The sequence below is a fragment of the Brevundimonas sp. GW821-FHT02A10 genome, from assembly GCF_059422025.1.
Genome location: NZ_JBWKWC010000003.1, coordinates 297,403 through 311,722, shown reverse-complemented (window position 1 = coordinate 311,722; position 14,320 = coordinate 297,403). Strand labels below are relative to the sequence as shown.

The 14,320-nt window shown below is 68.6% G+C and carries 17 protein-coding genes and 2 tRNA genes; 8 read left to right on the top strand and 11 right to left on the bottom strand.

Annotated features, from left to right (window positions below):
• Positions 1 to 2: 2 nt before the first annotated feature.
• On the bottom strand, positions 3 to 560 hold the full coding sequence (locus tag AC07U0_RS11055) for a DUF924 family protein (protein WP_494720063.1): 558 nt from the start codon (positions 558 to 560) through the stop codon (positions 3 to 5).
• Between AC07U0_RS11055 and ilvC the strand changes: the two genes are divergently transcribed.
• Positions 559 to 1,575 (top strand): ketol-acid reductoisomerase, encoded by a 1,017-nt coding sequence (gene ilvC, locus AC07U0_RS11050; protein ID WP_494720062.1) that lies wholly within the window; start codon positions 559 to 561, stop codon positions 1,573 to 1,575. The two genes, AC07U0_RS11055 and ilvC, sit on opposite strands and share 2 nt — an antisense overlap.
• A 116-nt stretch (positions 1,576 to 1,691) precedes the next feature.
• Here ilvC and AC07U0_RS11045 read toward each other — a convergent pair.
• Positions 1,692 to 1,768 (bottom strand) — tRNA-Pro (locus AC07U0_RS11045).
• A gap of 259 nt (positions 1,769 to 2,027) precedes the next feature.
• On the opposite strand from AC07U0_RS11045, the gene AC07U0_RS11040 reads away from it, so the two are divergent.
• Positions 2,028 to 2,101: transfer RNA gene (locus AC07U0_RS11040), tRNA-Gln, on the top strand.
• Positions 2,102 to 2,187: 86 nt separating this feature from the next.
• Here AC07U0_RS11040 and AC07U0_RS11035 read toward each other — a convergent pair.
• Together AC07U0_RS11035 and AC07U0_RS11030 are read right to left on the bottom strand one after the other, a co-directional pair.
• Positions 2,188 to 2,409, bottom strand: a complete 222-nt coding sequence (locus tag AC07U0_RS11035; RefSeq protein WP_494720061.1) for a hypothetical protein — start codon at positions 2,407 to 2,409, stop codon at positions 2,188 to 2,190.
• 267 nt (positions 2,410 to 2,676) lie between these two features.
• A complete protein-coding gene (locus tag AC07U0_RS11030; protein ID WP_494720060.1) occupies positions 2,677 to 3,279 on the bottom strand; it encodes a sensor histidine kinase in 603 nt (200 codons plus the stop codon).
• A 135-nt stretch (positions 3,280 to 3,414) separates the two neighbouring features.
• Between AC07U0_RS11030 and AC07U0_RS11025 the strand changes: the two genes are divergently transcribed.
• Positions 3,415 to 3,870 carry a response regulator gene (locus AC07U0_RS11025; RefSeq protein WP_494720059.1) on the top strand — a complete coding sequence of 152 codons (456 nt, stop codon included), beginning with the start codon at positions 3,415 to 3,417 and terminating at the stop codon, positions 3,868 to 3,870.
• 3 nt (positions 3,871 to 3,873) lie between these two features.
• On the opposite strand, the gene AC07U0_RS11020 is transcribed toward AC07U0_RS11025, so the two are convergent.
• Positions 3,874 to 4,428, bottom strand: coding sequence for a GNAT family N-acetyltransferase (locus AC07U0_RS11020; RefSeq protein ID WP_494720058.1), 555 nt, complete (start codon positions 4,426 to 4,428; stop codon positions 3,874 to 3,876).
• The gene (locus tag AC07U0_RS11015; RefSeq protein ID WP_494720057.1) at positions 4,425 to 6,644 is read right to left on the bottom strand and encodes a S9 family peptidase; all 2,220 of its coding nucleotides are present in this window, start codon (positions 6,642 to 6,644) and stop codon (positions 4,425 to 4,427) included. Before AC07U0_RS11015 ends, AC07U0_RS11020 begins: the two co-directional genes overlap by 4 nt.
• Positions 6,645 to 6,718: 74 nt before the next feature.
• Here AC07U0_RS11015 and AC07U0_RS11010 point away from each other — a divergent pair, with 74 nt between their 5' ends.
• The gene (locus tag AC07U0_RS11010; RefSeq protein ID WP_494720056.1) at positions 6,719 to 7,525 is read left to right on the top strand and encodes a trypsin-like serine peptidase; all 807 of its coding nucleotides are present in this window, start codon (positions 6,719 to 6,721) and stop codon (positions 7,523 to 7,525) included.
• 4 nt (positions 7,526 to 7,529) lie between these two features.
• Here the strand turns inward: AC07U0_RS11010 and AC07U0_RS11005 are convergent, their stop codons facing one another.
• Positions 7,530 to 9,314 carry an acyl-CoA dehydrogenase gene (locus AC07U0_RS11005; protein ID WP_494720055.1) on the bottom strand — a complete coding sequence of 595 codons (1,785 nt, stop codon included), beginning with the start codon at positions 9,312 to 9,314 and terminating at the stop codon, positions 7,530 to 7,532.
• A gap of 141 nt (positions 9,315 to 9,455) precedes the next feature.
• Here AC07U0_RS11005 and AC07U0_RS11000 point away from each other — a divergent pair, with 141 nt between their 5' ends.
• The 4 genes from AC07U0_RS11000 (at position 9,456) to AC07U0_RS10985 (ending at position 11,819) form a co-directional block, all read left to right on the top strand.
• Positions 9,456 to 10,004, top strand: a complete 549-nt coding sequence (locus AC07U0_RS11000; RefSeq protein ID WP_494720054.1) for a cytochrome b — start codon at positions 9,456 to 9,458, stop codon at positions 10,002 to 10,004.
• 2 nt (positions 10,005 to 10,006) lie between these two features.
• Positions 10,007 to 10,567 carry a YceI family protein gene (locus tag AC07U0_RS10995; RefSeq protein WP_494720053.1) on the top strand — a complete coding sequence of 187 codons (561 nt, stop codon included), beginning with the start codon at positions 10,007 to 10,009 and terminating at the stop codon, positions 10,565 to 10,567.
• Positions 10,564 to 11,481 carry an L-threonylcarbamoyladenylate synthase gene (locus AC07U0_RS10990; protein WP_494720052.1) on the top strand — a complete coding sequence of 306 codons (918 nt, stop codon included), beginning with the start codon at positions 10,564 to 10,566 and terminating at the stop codon, positions 11,479 to 11,481. Before AC07U0_RS10995 ends, AC07U0_RS10990 begins: the two co-directional genes overlap by 4 nt.
• A 77-nt stretch (positions 11,482 to 11,558) precedes the next feature.
• Positions 11,559 to 11,819 (top strand): hypothetical protein, encoded by a 261-nt coding sequence (locus AC07U0_RS10985; RefSeq protein ID WP_494720051.1) that lies wholly within the window; start codon positions 11,559 to 11,561, stop codon positions 11,817 to 11,819.
• A 7-nt stretch (positions 11,820 to 11,826) separates the two neighbouring features.
• Here the strand turns inward: AC07U0_RS10985 and AC07U0_RS10980 are convergent, their stop codons facing one another.
• The 4 genes from AC07U0_RS10980 to AC07U0_RS10965 are packed head-to-tail and all read right to left on the bottom strand — an operon-like array spanning position 11,827 to position 14,314.
• Entirely contained in the window at positions 11,827 to 12,495 is a 669-nt protein-coding gene (locus AC07U0_RS10980; protein WP_494720050.1) for a hypothetical protein, read from the bottom strand.
• Positions 12,496 to 12,526: 31 nt separating this feature from the next.
• On the bottom strand, positions 12,527 to 12,748 hold the full coding sequence (locus tag AC07U0_RS10975; protein WP_207931922.1) for a hypothetical protein: 222 nt from the start codon (positions 12,746 to 12,748) through the stop codon (positions 12,527 to 12,529).
• 55 nt (positions 12,749 to 12,803) lie between these two features.
• The gene (locus tag AC07U0_RS10970) at positions 12,804 to 13,229 is read right to left on the bottom strand and encodes a DUF1801 domain-containing protein (protein WP_494720049.1); all 426 of its coding nucleotides are present in this window, start codon (positions 13,227 to 13,229) and stop codon (positions 12,804 to 12,806) included.
• Positions 13,226 to 14,314 (bottom strand): patatin-like phospholipase family protein, encoded by a 1,089-nt coding sequence (locus tag AC07U0_RS10965; protein ID WP_494720048.1) that lies wholly within the window; start codon positions 14,312 to 14,314, stop codon positions 13,226 to 13,228. Before AC07U0_RS10965 ends, AC07U0_RS10970 begins: the two co-directional genes overlap by 4 nt.
• Positions 14,315 to 14,320: the final 6 nt, after the last annotated feature.

The window sequence follows — 14,320 nt, the reverse complement described above, 5'->3', positions numbered from 1 at the left end:
GGTTAGCCCGCGAACCCGCCCTCATCCAGGAACGCCTGCTCCTCCGTCGTCGTCTCCCGGCCCAGCGCCCGGTTGCGGTGCGGGAACCGCCCGAACTTCACGATGATGTCGCGATGGATCACCGCGAACCGGTCGACGTCCGGCAACTCCGCGCCCAGCCCCTTCGCCAGCAGATCCCGCAACTCGTCGTGGTCCGCCAGCCGCTCGGAATGCTCATAGGGCGTCAGGAAGAACTGCCGCATCTCCGGATCGACGGCGTCCAGATACCCGCGCGCAACGGCCGCCTTGGCGAACATCAGCGCCAGCCCGTCCGTCGCGAACGAATGCCCGGTCTCGCGAAAGCTGTTCCGGGGATACTGGTCCAGCAGGATCATCAGCCCCAGCGCCCCCTCGGCCGTCTCCATCCAGCCGTCCAGCGCCCGCCGCGCCGCCGCCGCATGCCCCTCGGCGAAGGCCGCCCGGAACCGGTCGTCGAACGCCGCGTCCTTGGCGTACCAGAGCTTGGGTCCCGCCTCTTTCCAGAAGTCGAGCACGTCGGAAGGCGATAGAAGGTCGGTCATGACCCAGACACTACCCAATCCGCTCCCCGTCTTCCACGACCGCGACTGCGACCTCTCCATCATCCGCGGCAAGCGCGTCGCCGTCATCGGCTATGGCAGCCAGGGCCGGACCCATGCCCTGAACCTGCGCGACTCGGGCGTCGCCGACATCGTCATCGGACTGAAGGCGGGCTCGGCGACGCGGGCCAAGGCTCTCGCCGACGGCTTCAAGGTCGCCACGGCGGGCGAGGCCGCCTCGGGCGCCGAGGTTGTCGCCGTCATGGTCTCGGACGAGGCCCACCGCGATCTCTACCGCGACGAGCTGGAGCCGAATCTGCAGCCCGGCGCCGCCCTGATCTTCGCCCATGGCCTGTCGGTGCGCTTCGGCCTGGTGACGCCGCGCCCGGACCTCGACGTCATCCTCGATTCGCCCAAGGGCATCGGGCCGCGCATCCGCGATCTCTACGAAGCCGGGGAGGGGGTCTTCTGCCTGTTCGGCGTGCATCAGGACGCCACCGGCGGCGCCCATGCGCTCGGCCTCTCCTACGCCGCCGCCCTCGGCTGTGGCCGCAAGGGCATCCTCGAGACCACCTTCGCCGCCGAATGCGAATCGGACCTGTTCGGCGAACAGGTCGTGCTGTGCGGCGGGGTGGCGGAACTGGTCGACGGCGCCTTCATGAAGCTGGTCAACGCCGGCTATCCGCCCGAGGTCGCCTGGTTCGAATGCTTCTATGAGCTCAAGCTGGTCACCGACCTGATGTTCGAACGGGGCATCGCCGGGGCCTTCGCCAAGATCTCCAACACCGCCGAATACGGGGCCTATCTGACCGGCCCGCGCGTCATCGGCGAGGCCTCGCTCAAGGCCATGGACGGCGTCCTCTCCGACGTCCGTGACGGCTCGTTCGTGAAGCGCCTGATGGCCGACTACGACGCCGGCTCGCCCGAGCTTCTCGCCAACCGCAAGGCGCTGGGCCAGCGCACCATCGAGGCTGTCGGCGCCCACCTGACGGAGGCGGCCTCGAAAGCGAAGGGCTGAAACGAAAAGAGCGCCTCCAGCGGAGGCGCTCTTTCGATCGTATCGGGGTCTCGGGAACCCCTTCGTGCTCAAGCAGCGAACCCCCGAGGGGTGAGCGTTAGCACACTAAGTTCAAATGGTCGGAGTGAGAGGATTCGAACCTCCGACCCCTGCCTCCCGAAGGCAGTGCTCTACCAGACTGAGCCACACTCCGACTTTGAAGCGCGGCTTATAACGACGAGGTTTCGCCGCCGCAAGCGGCCAAATCGCCTGAGCGAAAATTGCCTGTTCTCTCGCGTGGAAGGCGCGGAGATGGCGAGAGATTCGGTCCGTGGACAGCATGCCGGGTCGCGTCAGGGGCCCGCCAGCACTGGAGTTTGAAGCAAGTTCAAAACCCCTGTTGCATCCCGGAACGGCTTGGCGTATCTGACCGCCTCCCGAGGGGGCAGCCCCTCTGGAAACGCCGGACCTGCTGGGGAATGGTGTAATGGTAACACTCCGGTTTTTGGTACCGTCATTCTAGGTTCGAGTCCTAGTTCCCCAGCCATCCGCCCTTTTTTCCGCGGCCGTCATCGTTCGAACGGCCTGCAGGCGGGATCTGAGGGAAATCTCTCAAATCACTGATTTTAAAGATTATTCTGTGGGCCTGACGGCTCGGGGGCGCCAGTCCTTGGCCCGGGCCATCCAGTGCTCGCCTCGCAGGCGCAGCCGCTCGCGCTCCCCGGGGCTGTCGGCGGCCACGGCCTGGGCGAAGCAGATCCGACCCTGCTCACGGCACGCCTCGGCGTCCAGCTCGGCGCCCTCGCGCCGGTCCGGTCCCTCGTAGCGATCCTTCTGTCCCGGCTTACGGGCCAAGGCGGCGGCACTCCTCACAGGCCCCTCACGGCCCGCGATATCAATGACATGGACGGCCGCCGCAGGCTCTATCACCTTGGTTAGAGAGCCGGTCCACAGGTCCGCCGTGGCGGCCTCTATAACCAAAGTCACGATGCAGACGGGCCCGGCGCCCTGTATTCAGGAACCGCCGTCGGGGGACGGCGGGCGAGTCTGGGCCAGCGGCTTCGCAGCCGTGGTCCGGCTCGCCCCTTAGGCCCCCTTGAGGCCCCTTCTCAGGACATTGGACTAGTGGACGGCGTCGCCGGTCAGCGGCAGGCGGACGCGCACCCCGACGCCCGCGCCCGGGGCCGTCTCGATCGACATCTGGCCGCCCAGATGCTCGACGAGCCCCTCGACCAGGGCCAGGCCGTCGCCGGGCGTCAGCTCTTCCGCTCCCACGCCCGAATCGCGCACCACCAGGCTGACCCCTCCGGAGGCCAGGGAGTAGGCGATGGCGATCGAGCCGCGCGCGCCCTCCGGGAAGGCGTGGCGGACGGCGTTGGAGACCAGCTCGTGGACGATGATGGCCAGGGGCAGGGCCTGCGTCTCCGCCACCGCCGCCTCGGCCGCCCGAACGTCGATCCGGATGCCCCGGTCCTCGACCGAGCGCCGCCAGAAGCCCGCCGCGTCGCCCAGATAGGCGGCGAAGTCGACCGGCCCCTCGTCGCTGATTCGGCGGTTGAGCAGGGTCATGGCGGCCGTGACGTCGCTGAGCCAGGTCATGTGCCGCCGGCTCTCCGGGTCGGTCACACTCCTGAGTCGTATGCCCACCAGGGCCTGCAGCAGCTGGTAGCCGCCCAGCAGGCGGCGGCGCAGGTCGGCGATCTGGACGTCCGCGTTCGCGGTCATTCGCCCCCCAGGCGTTGAAAACTCGACATTTTCATTAGCCCAGCTTGAACCATTCCGCCATGTCCGCGTTCCAACTGTTCGGTAACCGACAGAGTAGTGCTAACGGGGCTGTCGTGCGCGCGTACTGGGGCTGATGTGACAGAGCTGCCTGACCTGAGGGTCATGATCGTCGAAGACCAGGCCATCCTCGCGATGGAGCTGGAACTGGTGCTTGCGGATGCGGGCTGCGACGTCGTGGGCTGCGCCATGGACCGCGAGGGCGCCTTCGCCATCGGCGACCGCGAGCGGCCCGACCTGGCCCTGGTCGACGTCAACCTGCTGGACGGCCTGACAGGCCCGCAGATCGCCCACCGGCTGGTCGAGGAGTACGGCACAGCCGTGGTCTTCCTGACCGCCAACCCCGAGCAGATCCCCGAAGGCTTCGCCGGCGCCCTGGGCGCTGTGTCGAAGCCGTTCGACGAGATGACCATCCGCGCCGTGGTGGCCTTCGCCCGCCAGTTCATCTTCTTCAAGACCGTGGGTCAGGCCCCGCGCCGGTTCCGTCTGGCGCCCTGGCTCAAGACCCCGCCGCAGGACATCGCGCCTCACTAGACGTCAGTCCAGCGGCATGCCCGCGGCGTCGGGCGCCGTGGTCTCGCCGCCGTTTAGCCGGCGCTGCATGAAGACCACGTCCAGCCAATCGTCGAACTTCCAGCCCACCCCTTCGATGGCGCCCATGGGCGCGAAGCCGCAGGCGGCGTGGAGCCGAATGGAGCCCGTATTGGCGCTGTCGCCGATGACGCCCAGCATCTGACGCAGGCCCAAGGCCTCGCAGCGGGCGACGAGCTCCAGCAGCAGGGCCTTGCCGACCCCGCGGCCGTGCGCCGAGGCCAGAACATAGATCGAGTCCTCGACCGTGTAGCGATAGGCCGCCCGCGTCCGGAACGGCCCGGCATAGGCGTAGCCGACCACGACGCCGTCCAGCTCCGCGACCAGCCAGGGCAGGCCCAGCCTCAGGATCGCCGCCCGACGCCCGGCCATCTCCGCCGCGTCCGGCGCGGTCAGCTCGAAGGTGCCGGTCCCCGTCAGGACCCCTTCGGCATATATGGCCGTGATGGCCTCCAGGTCCGCGTCAGTCGCATCGCGGACCGCTACCGCGCTGTCGCTCACGCCTGTTCCCAGCCCTTGTTCACGGCCCAGACGGCGAAGGCGTAGTCGTGGGCGATCTCCTTGAGGTAGTCGAACCGGCCGGACGAGCTGAAGTGGCCCGCGGTCATGTTGATCTTGAGCAGGATGGGCTTGCCCGAGGTCGTGGCGGGCCGCAGCTTCGCCACCCACTTCTGGGGCTCCCAGTAGGTCACGCGCGGGTCCGACAGGCCCCCGGTCGCCAGCACCGCCGGATAGGCCATCGGGGCTACCTGGTCATAGGGGCTGTAGCTCATCATGTAGTCGTAGTCCTCGGCGGACTCGATCGGGTTGCCCCATTCGGGCCATTCGGGCGGGGTCAGCGGCAGGGAGGTGTCCGACATGGTGTTGATCACGTCGACGAAGGGCACCCCGCCGATGATCCCGGCCCACAGGTCGGGCCGCATGTTGGTGACGGCGCCCATCAGCATCCCGCCCGCCGACCGGCCCTCGGCGACGATGTTCCCGGCCGTCGTGTAGCGGTTCGCGATCAGGTGTTCGGCGCAGGCGATGAAGTCTGTGAAGGTGTTCTTCTTGGTGTGGCGGCGCGCCGTCAGGAACCAGTTCCAGCCCTTGTCCGACCCGCCCCGGATGTGGGCGATGGCGTAGATGAACCCCCGGTCCACCAGGCTCAGCCGGTTGGTCGAGAAGCTCGCCGCGATGGGCATGCCGTAGGAGCCGTAGCCGTAGAGAAGCAGAGGCGCCGAGCTGTCGACCGGCGTCGTCTTCTTCCGGAGCACGGTGATCGGCACCAGCTGGCCGTCGGGCGCCGGGGCATTCAGCCGCTCGACCACATAGTCGGCCGGGTCGTGGCCCGAGGGGACCTCCTGGGTCTTGCGCAGGGTCTTCTCGCGCGTCGCCATGTCATAGTCGAAGGTCTGGTTCGGCGTGGACGGCGAGTTGTAGGCATAGCGCATGACCGTGGTGTCGAACTCGGCCGAGCCGCCCAGAGACAGGGCGTAGGCGGGCTCGTCGACGGCGATCTCGTGCTCGTCGCCGGCGCGGTCGCGCACGATCACCCGGCTGTTGGCCTCGGCCCGCTCCTGACGGACGAGGTAGTTCTTGAACAGGCCGAAGCCCTCGATGAAGCGGCCCGGCGCATAGGCCACGATGTCCGTCCAGTGGGCGAGACCCGGCGTCGCGGTCGGAGCCTCGACGATGCGGAAGTCGACGGCGTCCTCATTGGTGCGGATCGCCCAGCGGTCGCCCCAGTGGTCGGCGTCATAGAGGCGACCAGTGTGGCGCGGCTCCAGCACGACCGGCGTCGCGGTCGCATCGGAGGCCGGGATGTAGCGGGTCTCGGAGGTCTCCTGATTGGCGATGGAGATCAGCAGGAAGCCCTCGTCGGAGGTCACGCCGACGCTGATGAACATGCCGTCGTCGGCCTCTTCATAGACGAGCGTGGTCTCGCCGCCGCGGGCCGGGCGGCGGAAGATCTTGTCCGGGCGGCCGTTGTCGTCGCGGTTGGTCCAGAAGATCCACTGGCTGTCGGGCGAGAAGGTGAAGTTCTCGGTGGCGCTCTCGATCACCGCCGGCAGGACCTCGCCGGTCGCCAGGTCCTTGACGTAGATCCTGAACACCTCGGAGCCCTGGGCGTCCTCGGCATAGGCGAACAGGCTGTGGTCGGGGCTGTTGGAGGTGGCGCTGACCTCGGAATAGGCCTTGCCCTCGGCCAAGGCGTTGGCGTCCAGAAGCAGCTCGGGCGTCCCGGCGGCGCGGACCTCGTTGACCACGGCGCCGTCGTGCATGAAGGGGGCGGCGCGGCGCTTGCGCATGTAGCGCGGGTGCTGCTCCCCGGTGCGGTACTCGACGTAGTACTCCCAGAAGCCGTCAGGCGTCGGGACGGAGCTGTCGTCCTCCTTGATGCGGCCCTTCATCTCCTCGAACATCGCCTCCTGCATGGGCAGGGTCGGGGCCATCATGGCCTCGCGATACGCGTTCTCCTCCGTCAGGTGCTCCTTGACGTCGGCCTTGATGATCGAGGGGTCGCGCAGGACCTGCTGCCAGGCGTCGTCCTTCATCCACTGATAGTCGTCCGTGCGGACCCGTCCGAGCTGTTCGATCCTCACCGGGACCTTCTTGGCGACGGGCGGAACGGGGCTTGTGGTCATGCGGGCAGGGCTTTCAGCGGAGGCGAGACGGGGCAGGGCGGCGGTCATTCCGACGGCCGCGCCGGAGGTGATCAATTGGCGACGGTTCATGATATGGGGTCCCCAAGGAGTCGGCGCGACCTTGTGCGACAGCCGACCTCGCCGTCAAACCGGAAACGTCCTGAATGCTCGCCTTACAGACACCGCCGGCGGTCGAAGCCCCGGCTCCTACGCAGGCTCGACATTGGGATCTGACCGTCGGCCTGATCAACGCCACCGTCCAGCTGGACCAACCCACCGGCGCCGAGACCCGCACCGTCGGCACCGGCTTCCTGATCGAGGCTCCGAAGCCCGACGGCACGCCGCGCGTGGTCATGGTCACCGCCGGCCACGTGCTGGAGAAGATGCCCGATCCCGACATGCGGGTCGGCTGGCGCATAGCCCAGGCGGACGGGAGCTGGAAGTTCGATCCGCAGCCGCTGGAGATCCGCAACGAGGCGGGCACGCCGCTGTGGACCACGCTGGAAGGGCGTGACGTCGCGGTGATGGAGGTCGAGGCGCCCGAGGCCTTCGCCAAGGCCGCCATTCCCCTGGCCTGGCTGGCCGACGCCGACAGCTTCGAGACCCTGGATGTCGGGCCGGGCGATGAGTTGCTGGCGCTGGGCTTCCCGCGCGGTCTGTCGTCGAACCGGGCCGGCTTCCCGATCCTGAGGGTCGGGCGCGTCGCCTCCTACCCGCTGACCCCGGTCTCGGCCTTCCCGACCTTCCTGATGGACTTCACCGTCTTCCCGGGGAACTCGGGCGGACCGATCTTCTGGACCCCCACGGCGCGGCGCCGCCCGGGCTCGACCGAGCCGGACCATCCGTTTATTGCCGGGATGCTGAGCCAGGAGGTCATCGTCGGGACCGAGCGGCTGGAGCTGGGCGTGGTCGTCCAGGCCCAGTACATCCGCGAAGCGATCGCGCTGCTGGACAAGCCCAAAGCCCCGTAGGGGCTTACGCCCCCAGGGCTTCCCGCGACATCTTCTTCAGCAGGTCGCCGCCCTGACCGACGGCGGCCAGACGGCTTGAGACGTGGCCGAGGACGTTGGCGGCATAGACCTCATAGAGGCCCAGCTTGCCTTCCAGCCAGGCCGGATCGCCTTCGCCGGCGTCGAGCTTCGTCTGCGCGGCCAGGGCGCCCTTGGCCAGCATCCAGCCGCCGACCACATCCCCCAACAGCTTCAGATAGGCGTCGGCGGCGGCCAGGACATCGGCGCCGCGAGCCGCGTCGGCCTTGGCGTCCAGCAGCCACAGGGTGGCGTCCTCGACCGCCTCGATGGCGGTCCTGAACCGCTCGACCGGCTTGCCGGAATAGAGCTTGCCCAAGGCCGACAGGGTCGTCTTCATCTCGGCGATGACCGCCTTGGCCGCCTCGCCGCCGTCCATCGACAGCTTGCGGCCGACCAGATCCATGGCCTGGATGCCGTTGGTGCCCTCATAGATCGGGGTGATGCGGGCGTCGCGATAGTACTGGGCCGCGCCGGTCTCCTCGATGAAGCCCATGCCGCCGTGGATCTGCACGCCCATGGAGGCGACGTCGCAGCCGACGTCGGTCGACCAGGCCTTGGCGATGGGGGTGAACAGGTCCTCGCGGCCCTTCCACGACTTGCGGTCCTCCTCGGAGGCGGCGTGTTTGGCCAGGTCGGCGGCGACGCCGGTGGAGAAGCAGATGGCGCGGGCGGCCTCGATCTTCGCCTTCATCACCGACAGCATGCGGCGGACGTCGGGGTGGTCGAAGATCGGGGCGTTGGCCTCGCCGGTCCAGATCGAACGGCCCTGACGGCGCTCCAGCGCATAGGCCAGCGCGTGCTGATAGGCCATCTCGGCGATGCCGACACCCTCGACGCCGACGGCGAGGCGGGCCGCGTTCATCATGACGAACATGTGCGACAGGCCCTGATTGGGCTGACCGACGAGCGTCGCGCGCGCGCCCTCATAGGACATGACGCAGGTGGGCGAGGCGTGGATGCCCAGCTTGTGCTCGACGCCGACCGGGCGGAAGTCGTTGCGGGCGCCAAGGCTGCCGTCGTCCTCGACTTCGAACTTGGAGGCCAGGAACAGGCTGATGCCCTTGGGCCCGGGAGGGGCGTCGGGCAGGCGGGCCAGCACCATGTGAACGATGTTGGGCGTCGCGTCGTGGTCGCCCCAGGTGATGAAGATCTTCTGGCCGTTCAGGGCATAGGTGCCGTCACCGTTCGGCGTGGCGGTCGCGGTCAGGGCGCCGAGGTCGGAACCGGCGCCCGGCTCGGTCAGGACCATGGCCCCGGTCCATTCGCCGGAGACGAGCTTGGGCAGATAGACGGTCTTCTGTTCCTCGGTGCCGTGGGCCTCCAGCGCCTCGATGGCCGCCAGCGACAGCATGGGGCACAGGCCGAAGGCCATGTTGGCCGCGTGGACGGTCTCATAGGCCGCCAGTTCGAGCGCCTTGGGCAGGGCCTGACCGCCGGCCTCGACCGAGGCCGTCAGGCCAGTCCAGCCGCCGGCCGCGAACTGCTGATAGGCGTCGGCGAAGCCCGGGGCGGCGGTGACCGCGCCATTGGCGTATTTGGCGCCGGCCAGGTCGCCGGGGCGGTTCAGCGGGGCCAGGACCTCTTCGGAGAACGAACCGCCTGCCTCGAGCACGGCGTTCAGGAGGTCCAGGTCGAAGTCGGGGAAGGCCCCGGTGGCCTCAAGCTGTTCGACCCCGGCGACGGCGGTCAGGCTGAAGGCGAGGTCGCGGACAGGGGCGCGATAGGGCATGGCAGGCTTCCGGAAGATCACAGACTTTGAGGTCTAATGCCGCCATGCCGTGACGGCACGCAAGACACCAGAGTAAGAAGGATGGACCGGGCGCCGCCGTCCGGCAGGACCGCTGTGCCGCGTAGCTGACGAGGAGTCTCCATGGCCGAACCCCGCAACCGCTACTCGACGGTGTCCCTGACCCTGCACTGGCTGATCGCGGCCTTGATCCTCGGCCAGATCCTGCTGATCAACGCAGCCGAGGCCGAGGGTTCGAACCGGGCGCTGTGGATGATGCTGCACAAGTCGGGCGGGATGCTGATCCTGGGCCTGACCCTGATCCGCATCGGATGGCGGATCGCCAACCCGGCCCTGGCCGCGCCGGCCGGGAGCCCGAAGTGGGAGGTCTGGCTGGCGAAGAGCGTCCATGTCCTGTTCTACGTCCTGCTGTTGGCCCTGCCGCTGACGGGCTGGCTGGCGGGTTCGGCGGCGGGGCGGGAATTCCAGTTCTACGGTCTGTTCGACTTCCCGCTTCTGCCCATCGGCGGGGGGCGGCCGCTGGCCAAGACCCTGATGGGCGTCCATGAGGCCCTGCCCAAGCTGCTCTATGTTCTGCTGGCCCTGCATGTGCTGGGCGCGCTCAAGCATCAGTTCGTCAACCGCGACAACGTCCTGCACCGGATGATCCCGCTGATCCCGCGGCGTCCATAAGGGTGCGGCGTCGGGCGATTCTGCTGTCGCTGGCCGTCCTGCCGTTCGCTCGACCAGCGGCGGCCCAGGTCCGCCGCTGGAGCGTCGATGCGTCGCGGTCGTCGATCACGATGCGCATCCGGGCCGCGGGCCTGACCCAGAGGGGGCGTTTCGAGGACTGGACCGGCGACATCCGTTTCGACCCGGCCGCGCCCGAAGGGGCCTCGACCAGCATCGAGGTCCGGGCTGCGTCCCTGCGGATGAACGAGCCCGCATTGACCGCGCGGGCGACCGGTCCGGCCTTCCTCGACGCCGCCCGCTGGCCGACGATCCGCTTCCGGCTGACGCGGCTTGAGCGCGTGGCGCGCGGCGGCTTCACCGCCCGGGCCGAGGTCACCATCAAGGGCCGCACGCGCGAGGTCGTGTTCCCGGCGGACTTGCGCGTGGAGGGCGACGCGGCGCAGATGAGCGGCGGCTTCGTCCTCGACCGGGCCGCCTTCGACATCGGGATGCAGGGACCGTGGAACGCTTTGATGGGCAGGCAGGTGAGGGTGGACGTGGCGCTCGCGGTGAAGGCCGTTTGAGCGATTCCATCGAGACCGCCGCCGAGGCCCTCAAGGCTGGCGAGCTGGTCCTGCTGCCGACCGAGACTGTTTACGGACTGGCCGCCGACGCGGCTGACGCCACAGCCGTCGCCGCCATCTTCGAAGCCAAGGGCCGGCCGCGCTTCAACCCCCTGATCGCCCATGTGCCCGACGCCGTGGCGGCGGAGACGGTCGCCGTCTTCGGCGAAGCGGCGCGCAAACTGGCCGAGGCCTTCTGGCCGGGGCCGCTGACGATCGTGGCGCCGGTGCGGGATCGCGGCGCGGTCTGCGATCTGGCGCGGGCGGGACTGGACAGCGTCGCGGTGCGGGCGCCGGGCCATGCGAAGGCGCGGGCCATCCTGTCGGCCTTCGGCGGAGCTGTCGTGGCCCCCTCGGCCAACCGCTCCGGGCGGCCCAGCCCAACGACCTTCGCCGACGCCGTCGAGGAGACCGGGGCCTTCGCCGCCGCCGCCGTGGATGGGGGGCCGTGCGCCGTGGGGGTGGAGAGCACGGTCGTCTCCGTGTTGGACGGCAAGGTTTCCCTGCTGCGCCCCGGCGCCGTGACCCGCGAGGAGATCGAGGCTCTGGTCGGGCCGCTGTCGGACAGCGGGGAGGGGCATCGCTCCCCCGGCCGCCTGACCCTGCACTACGCCCCCGACGCCCCGGTGCGGATCGAGGCGGAGGCGGCGAAGGCCGGTGAGATCCTGCTGGGCTTCGGTCCCGGGGTGGGCGATCCCCGCTGGAGTCTGAGCGCCACCGGCGACCTGCGCGAGGCCGCCGCCAATGTCTTCCGCCTGCTGCGCGAGGCCGACCGCGAGCATCCGGCGGGCATCGCCGTCGCGCCAATCCCGCTCACGGGCCTGGGCGAGGCCATCAACGACCGGCTGCGTCGGGCGGCGGGGTACGTCGGTTAGTTCCGAGGGGTAGGGCGCATCGTCGCATCCCCCGCAGCGCCGAACCCGCTAGTGTCCTGCGACCAAGGAGTCGCCTCATGAAGCCCGCCGTTCTGATCCTCGCCGCCTTCGCCGTCATGGCCATGGGCGCCTGCACCGACAGCAAGCGGGCGCGCAACGCCGCGACGTTCGGCGACAAGCCGGCGGACATCACCTGCTGGACCTATGGGACCGAGACCTTCAGCGGCCGGTCGACCGGCAAGGTGGAGCGGGACGACGGCCGCATCGCCTTCGTCGACGCCGCCAACGGCCGCTACACGACCGTCGATGGCGAGTGCCGGGTCATCTATTCGAAGTAGCCGCTGATCATACCGCGGGCAGCGGGTCCGTAAGATAGCGGTCTAGCGGAATCACCAGCACGCCCTCCAGTGCGCGCTCGATCAAGGTCTCTTCCCGGGTCACGACAAGCTGGAGCGGCATGTCGGCCTGATCGATCAACAGCCGCCGGCCGTCGTCGCCGGTGAACATAAGACCTCTTGAAACCAGGCAAGCGTGCTTCGCACAATCGGGAATCCAGCCGAACTCGCGTACTTCCTGCCCTCCGGCGAGTTCGCCAAAAGAGGCTCCTTCGCCTAGGAGCCATTCGCGGGCCCAGAGCACATCGACCTGCCAGCGTGTGAAGGGCCAAGGCAGGCACGGGCCGGGCTCAGGTTCAGCCGTAAGCAGGGGCGGCAAGGACACTCCCGCGTCCACAGTGTTGATCTCGGCGACGATACGTTCGAGGACAGGCCGGAAAGCGTGGGCGGCGTCCAGCGCTTCGGCTGCCGTGCTGATCTGCAATGTGAAGACCTCGAACTTGAACGCGAGATCGCGTTCAGAACTCCGGACGAGCAGCGGCGTCTGATCGCCGCGCAGCAACCACACCCCGTCAATGACGCCGTGGGCCTCCATCAGGCCGTAGCCTGTGATGTCGTCGGCGAGCGTCGACAGGATCTCGGGTGTCGCGTCGAGCGTCTGCGGTGCGGCGTTGATCATCCGGGAAGCGTACCACAGTCGCGCGAGGGCCTCAGGGCCGCGTCTTGATTTCCCAGTCCAGGCTCCAGCGGCCGGGGCCGAAGGGTTTGAGCTCGGTCACCGAGGCCGTGACCTGACGGTCGAAGCCGTCCAGCACGACCGTGCGGCCCGCCACCGAGGCGATGGTCGCATTGGTCTGCCAGAAGGCGCCGCCGTCGTGGCGCATCGACAGGCGGATGTGGACGGAGTCGTTCGGCTGGGGCGTCGCGGGCATCAAGGATCCTTGGGGAGGCGGGGCGGTGTGGGCCGCGTTGGCCGCAACCGTCAACTCACATCCTGAGGCCAGGCAGTTCGGCCGCCTGCCGGACCCAGTTCCGGAACTGCGCCTCGTCGAGGACGTCGGTCTCGCGCACATCGAGGTAGCGAACGTCGGCCTGTTTGGACGCACCCGGCGGCATCGGCGTCAGCGCGGCGCCGCGGAAGAAGGCGACCTTCACATACCTGGCATAGCCGTGAAGGCTGACGAACCACTCGCCGGGGACTGTCCCGTAGAAGGGCGAGTTCCACTTCACCGCCTTGGCCACGCCGGGCACGACCTCGACAATCAGGGCGTCCAGCCGCCGGGCGATCGGCTGTTTCCAGCCCGGCGTGGCGTCGATCCAGGCCTGAACAGGCTCGTCGCCGTAGCCCTTGGGGATCTGCGGGTTGCCGCCGGAAAGGAGCTTGGGCTGGTCGGACATGGTGGCGTAGCTCACGCGAACCGGGCCTGAAGGTCAACGCTGGAGCGAACGCCGACCTGATCGAAACAGGTTGAGAGCCATTCCTCGGCCGCCTGCCGGCCCTTGGTCTTCAGGCTGTTGAGATAGGTCCATTCGGTGTTGAACTTGGAACCCAGGGACTGGTCGCCCAGCCAGCCGTCGGCCTCGATGGCGTGCATCAGGATGTGGCGGTAGCGGCCCCGCGCGTCTTCCTTCAGCCGGCCTTCCTCGATCAGCTCCTGGACGAAGGCCACGGCGCGCAGTTCGGCAGCCAGAGGGGCGTTGAAGACCACCTCGTTCAGCCGATCCATGATCTCCCCGGCGGCGCGCGGCGCCTCATCCCGCTCGAACGGGTTCAGGGTCATCAGCAGGACGTCGTCGGGCGTGTCGGCATAGAACAGCGGCCACAGCGGCGGATTGGCCAGATAGCCGCCGTCCCAATAGGGCTCGCCCTCGATCTCCACGGCCTGGAACAGGTGCGGCAGGCAGGCCGAGGCCATCAGGACCTGATCGGTGATCTCGGTCGTGGTGAAGACGCGAGATTTGGCGTGGCGGACGGCGGTGGCGGCAACGAACAGCTTGATGTCCGAGGCCCGCACCGCCTCGAAGTCGATCGTAGCGTCCAGCACCCGCTTGAGCGGGTTCAGGTTGAAGGGGTTGAACTGATAGGGGCTCATGGAGCCGGCCAGGGTCTCCATCTGCCGCCAGGCTGTCGTCTCGGTGAGCCAGTTGGGCGTCAGTGCCGAGGACCAGATGGAGCTGTCGCCGAAGACGTTCCTGCCGCCCGACTGGTTGGTCTCGCGCCACAGTTTGTCGAGGGTCTTGCGGGCTTCCGGCGCGCCGCCCTTCGCCAGACCGGAGACAAGGGCCGCGCCGTTCATCGCCCCCGCCGAGGCCGCCGTCACCGCGCGGATATCGAGGCGGTCGTCCTCCAGCAGCCGATCCAGAATGCCCCACTGGAAAGCGCCGTGGGCCCCGCCGCCCTGAAGGGCGAGGGCGATGGGCTTCTTGCCGTTCGACGGTTCGGACGACTCGGCCGGCGAGACAGTCGCTGCGGGAGCCTTGCGTTTGAACAGCGCCATCGGCCC

Excerpts from the sequence above, each read along its gene's own strand:
- AC07U0_RS11010 (WP_494720056.1), top strand. The coding sequence starts at position 6,719 with ATGCTCGCCTTACAGACACCGCCGGCGGTCGAAGCCCCGGCTCCTACG.
- AC07U0_RS11005 (WP_494720055.1), bottom strand. The coding sequence starts at position 9,314 with ATGCCCTATCGCGCCCCTGTCCGCGACCTCGCCTTCAGCCTGACCGCC.
- AC07U0_RS10985 (WP_494720051.1), top strand. The coding sequence starts at position 11,559 with ATGAAGCCCGCCGTTCTGATCCTCGCCGCCTTCGCCGTCATGGCCATG.
- AC07U0_RS10980 (WP_494720050.1), bottom strand. The coding sequence starts at position 12,495 with ATGATCAACGCCGCACCGCAGACGCTCGACGCGACACCCGAGATCCTG.
- AC07U0_RS11030 (WP_494720060.1), bottom strand. The coding sequence starts at position 3,279 with ATGACCGCGAACGCGGACGTCCAGATCGCCGACCTGCGCCGCCGCCTG.
- AC07U0_RS10975 (WP_207931922.1), bottom strand. The coding sequence starts at position 12,748 with ATGCCCGCGACGCCCCAGCCGAACGACTCCGTCCACATCCGCCTGTCG.
- AC07U0_RS11000 (WP_494720054.1), top strand. The coding sequence starts at position 9,456 with ATGGCCGAACCCCGCAACCGCTACTCGACGGTGTCCCTGACCCTGCAC.
- ilvC (WP_494720062.1), top strand. The coding sequence starts at position 559 with ATGACCCAGACACTACCCAATCCGCTCCCCGTCTTCCACGACCGCGAC.
- AC07U0_RS11015 (WP_494720057.1), bottom strand. The coding sequence starts at position 6,644 with ATGAACCGTCGCCAATTGATCACCTCCGGCGCGGCCGTCGGAATGACC.
- AC07U0_RS10965 (WP_494720048.1), bottom strand. The coding sequence starts at position 14,314 with ATGGCGCTGTTCAAACGCAAGGCTCCCGCAGCGACTGTCTCGCCGGCC.
- AC07U0_RS11055 (WP_494720063.1), bottom strand. The coding sequence starts at position 560 with ATGACCGACCTTCTATCGCCTTCCGACGTGCTCGACTTCTGGAAAGAG.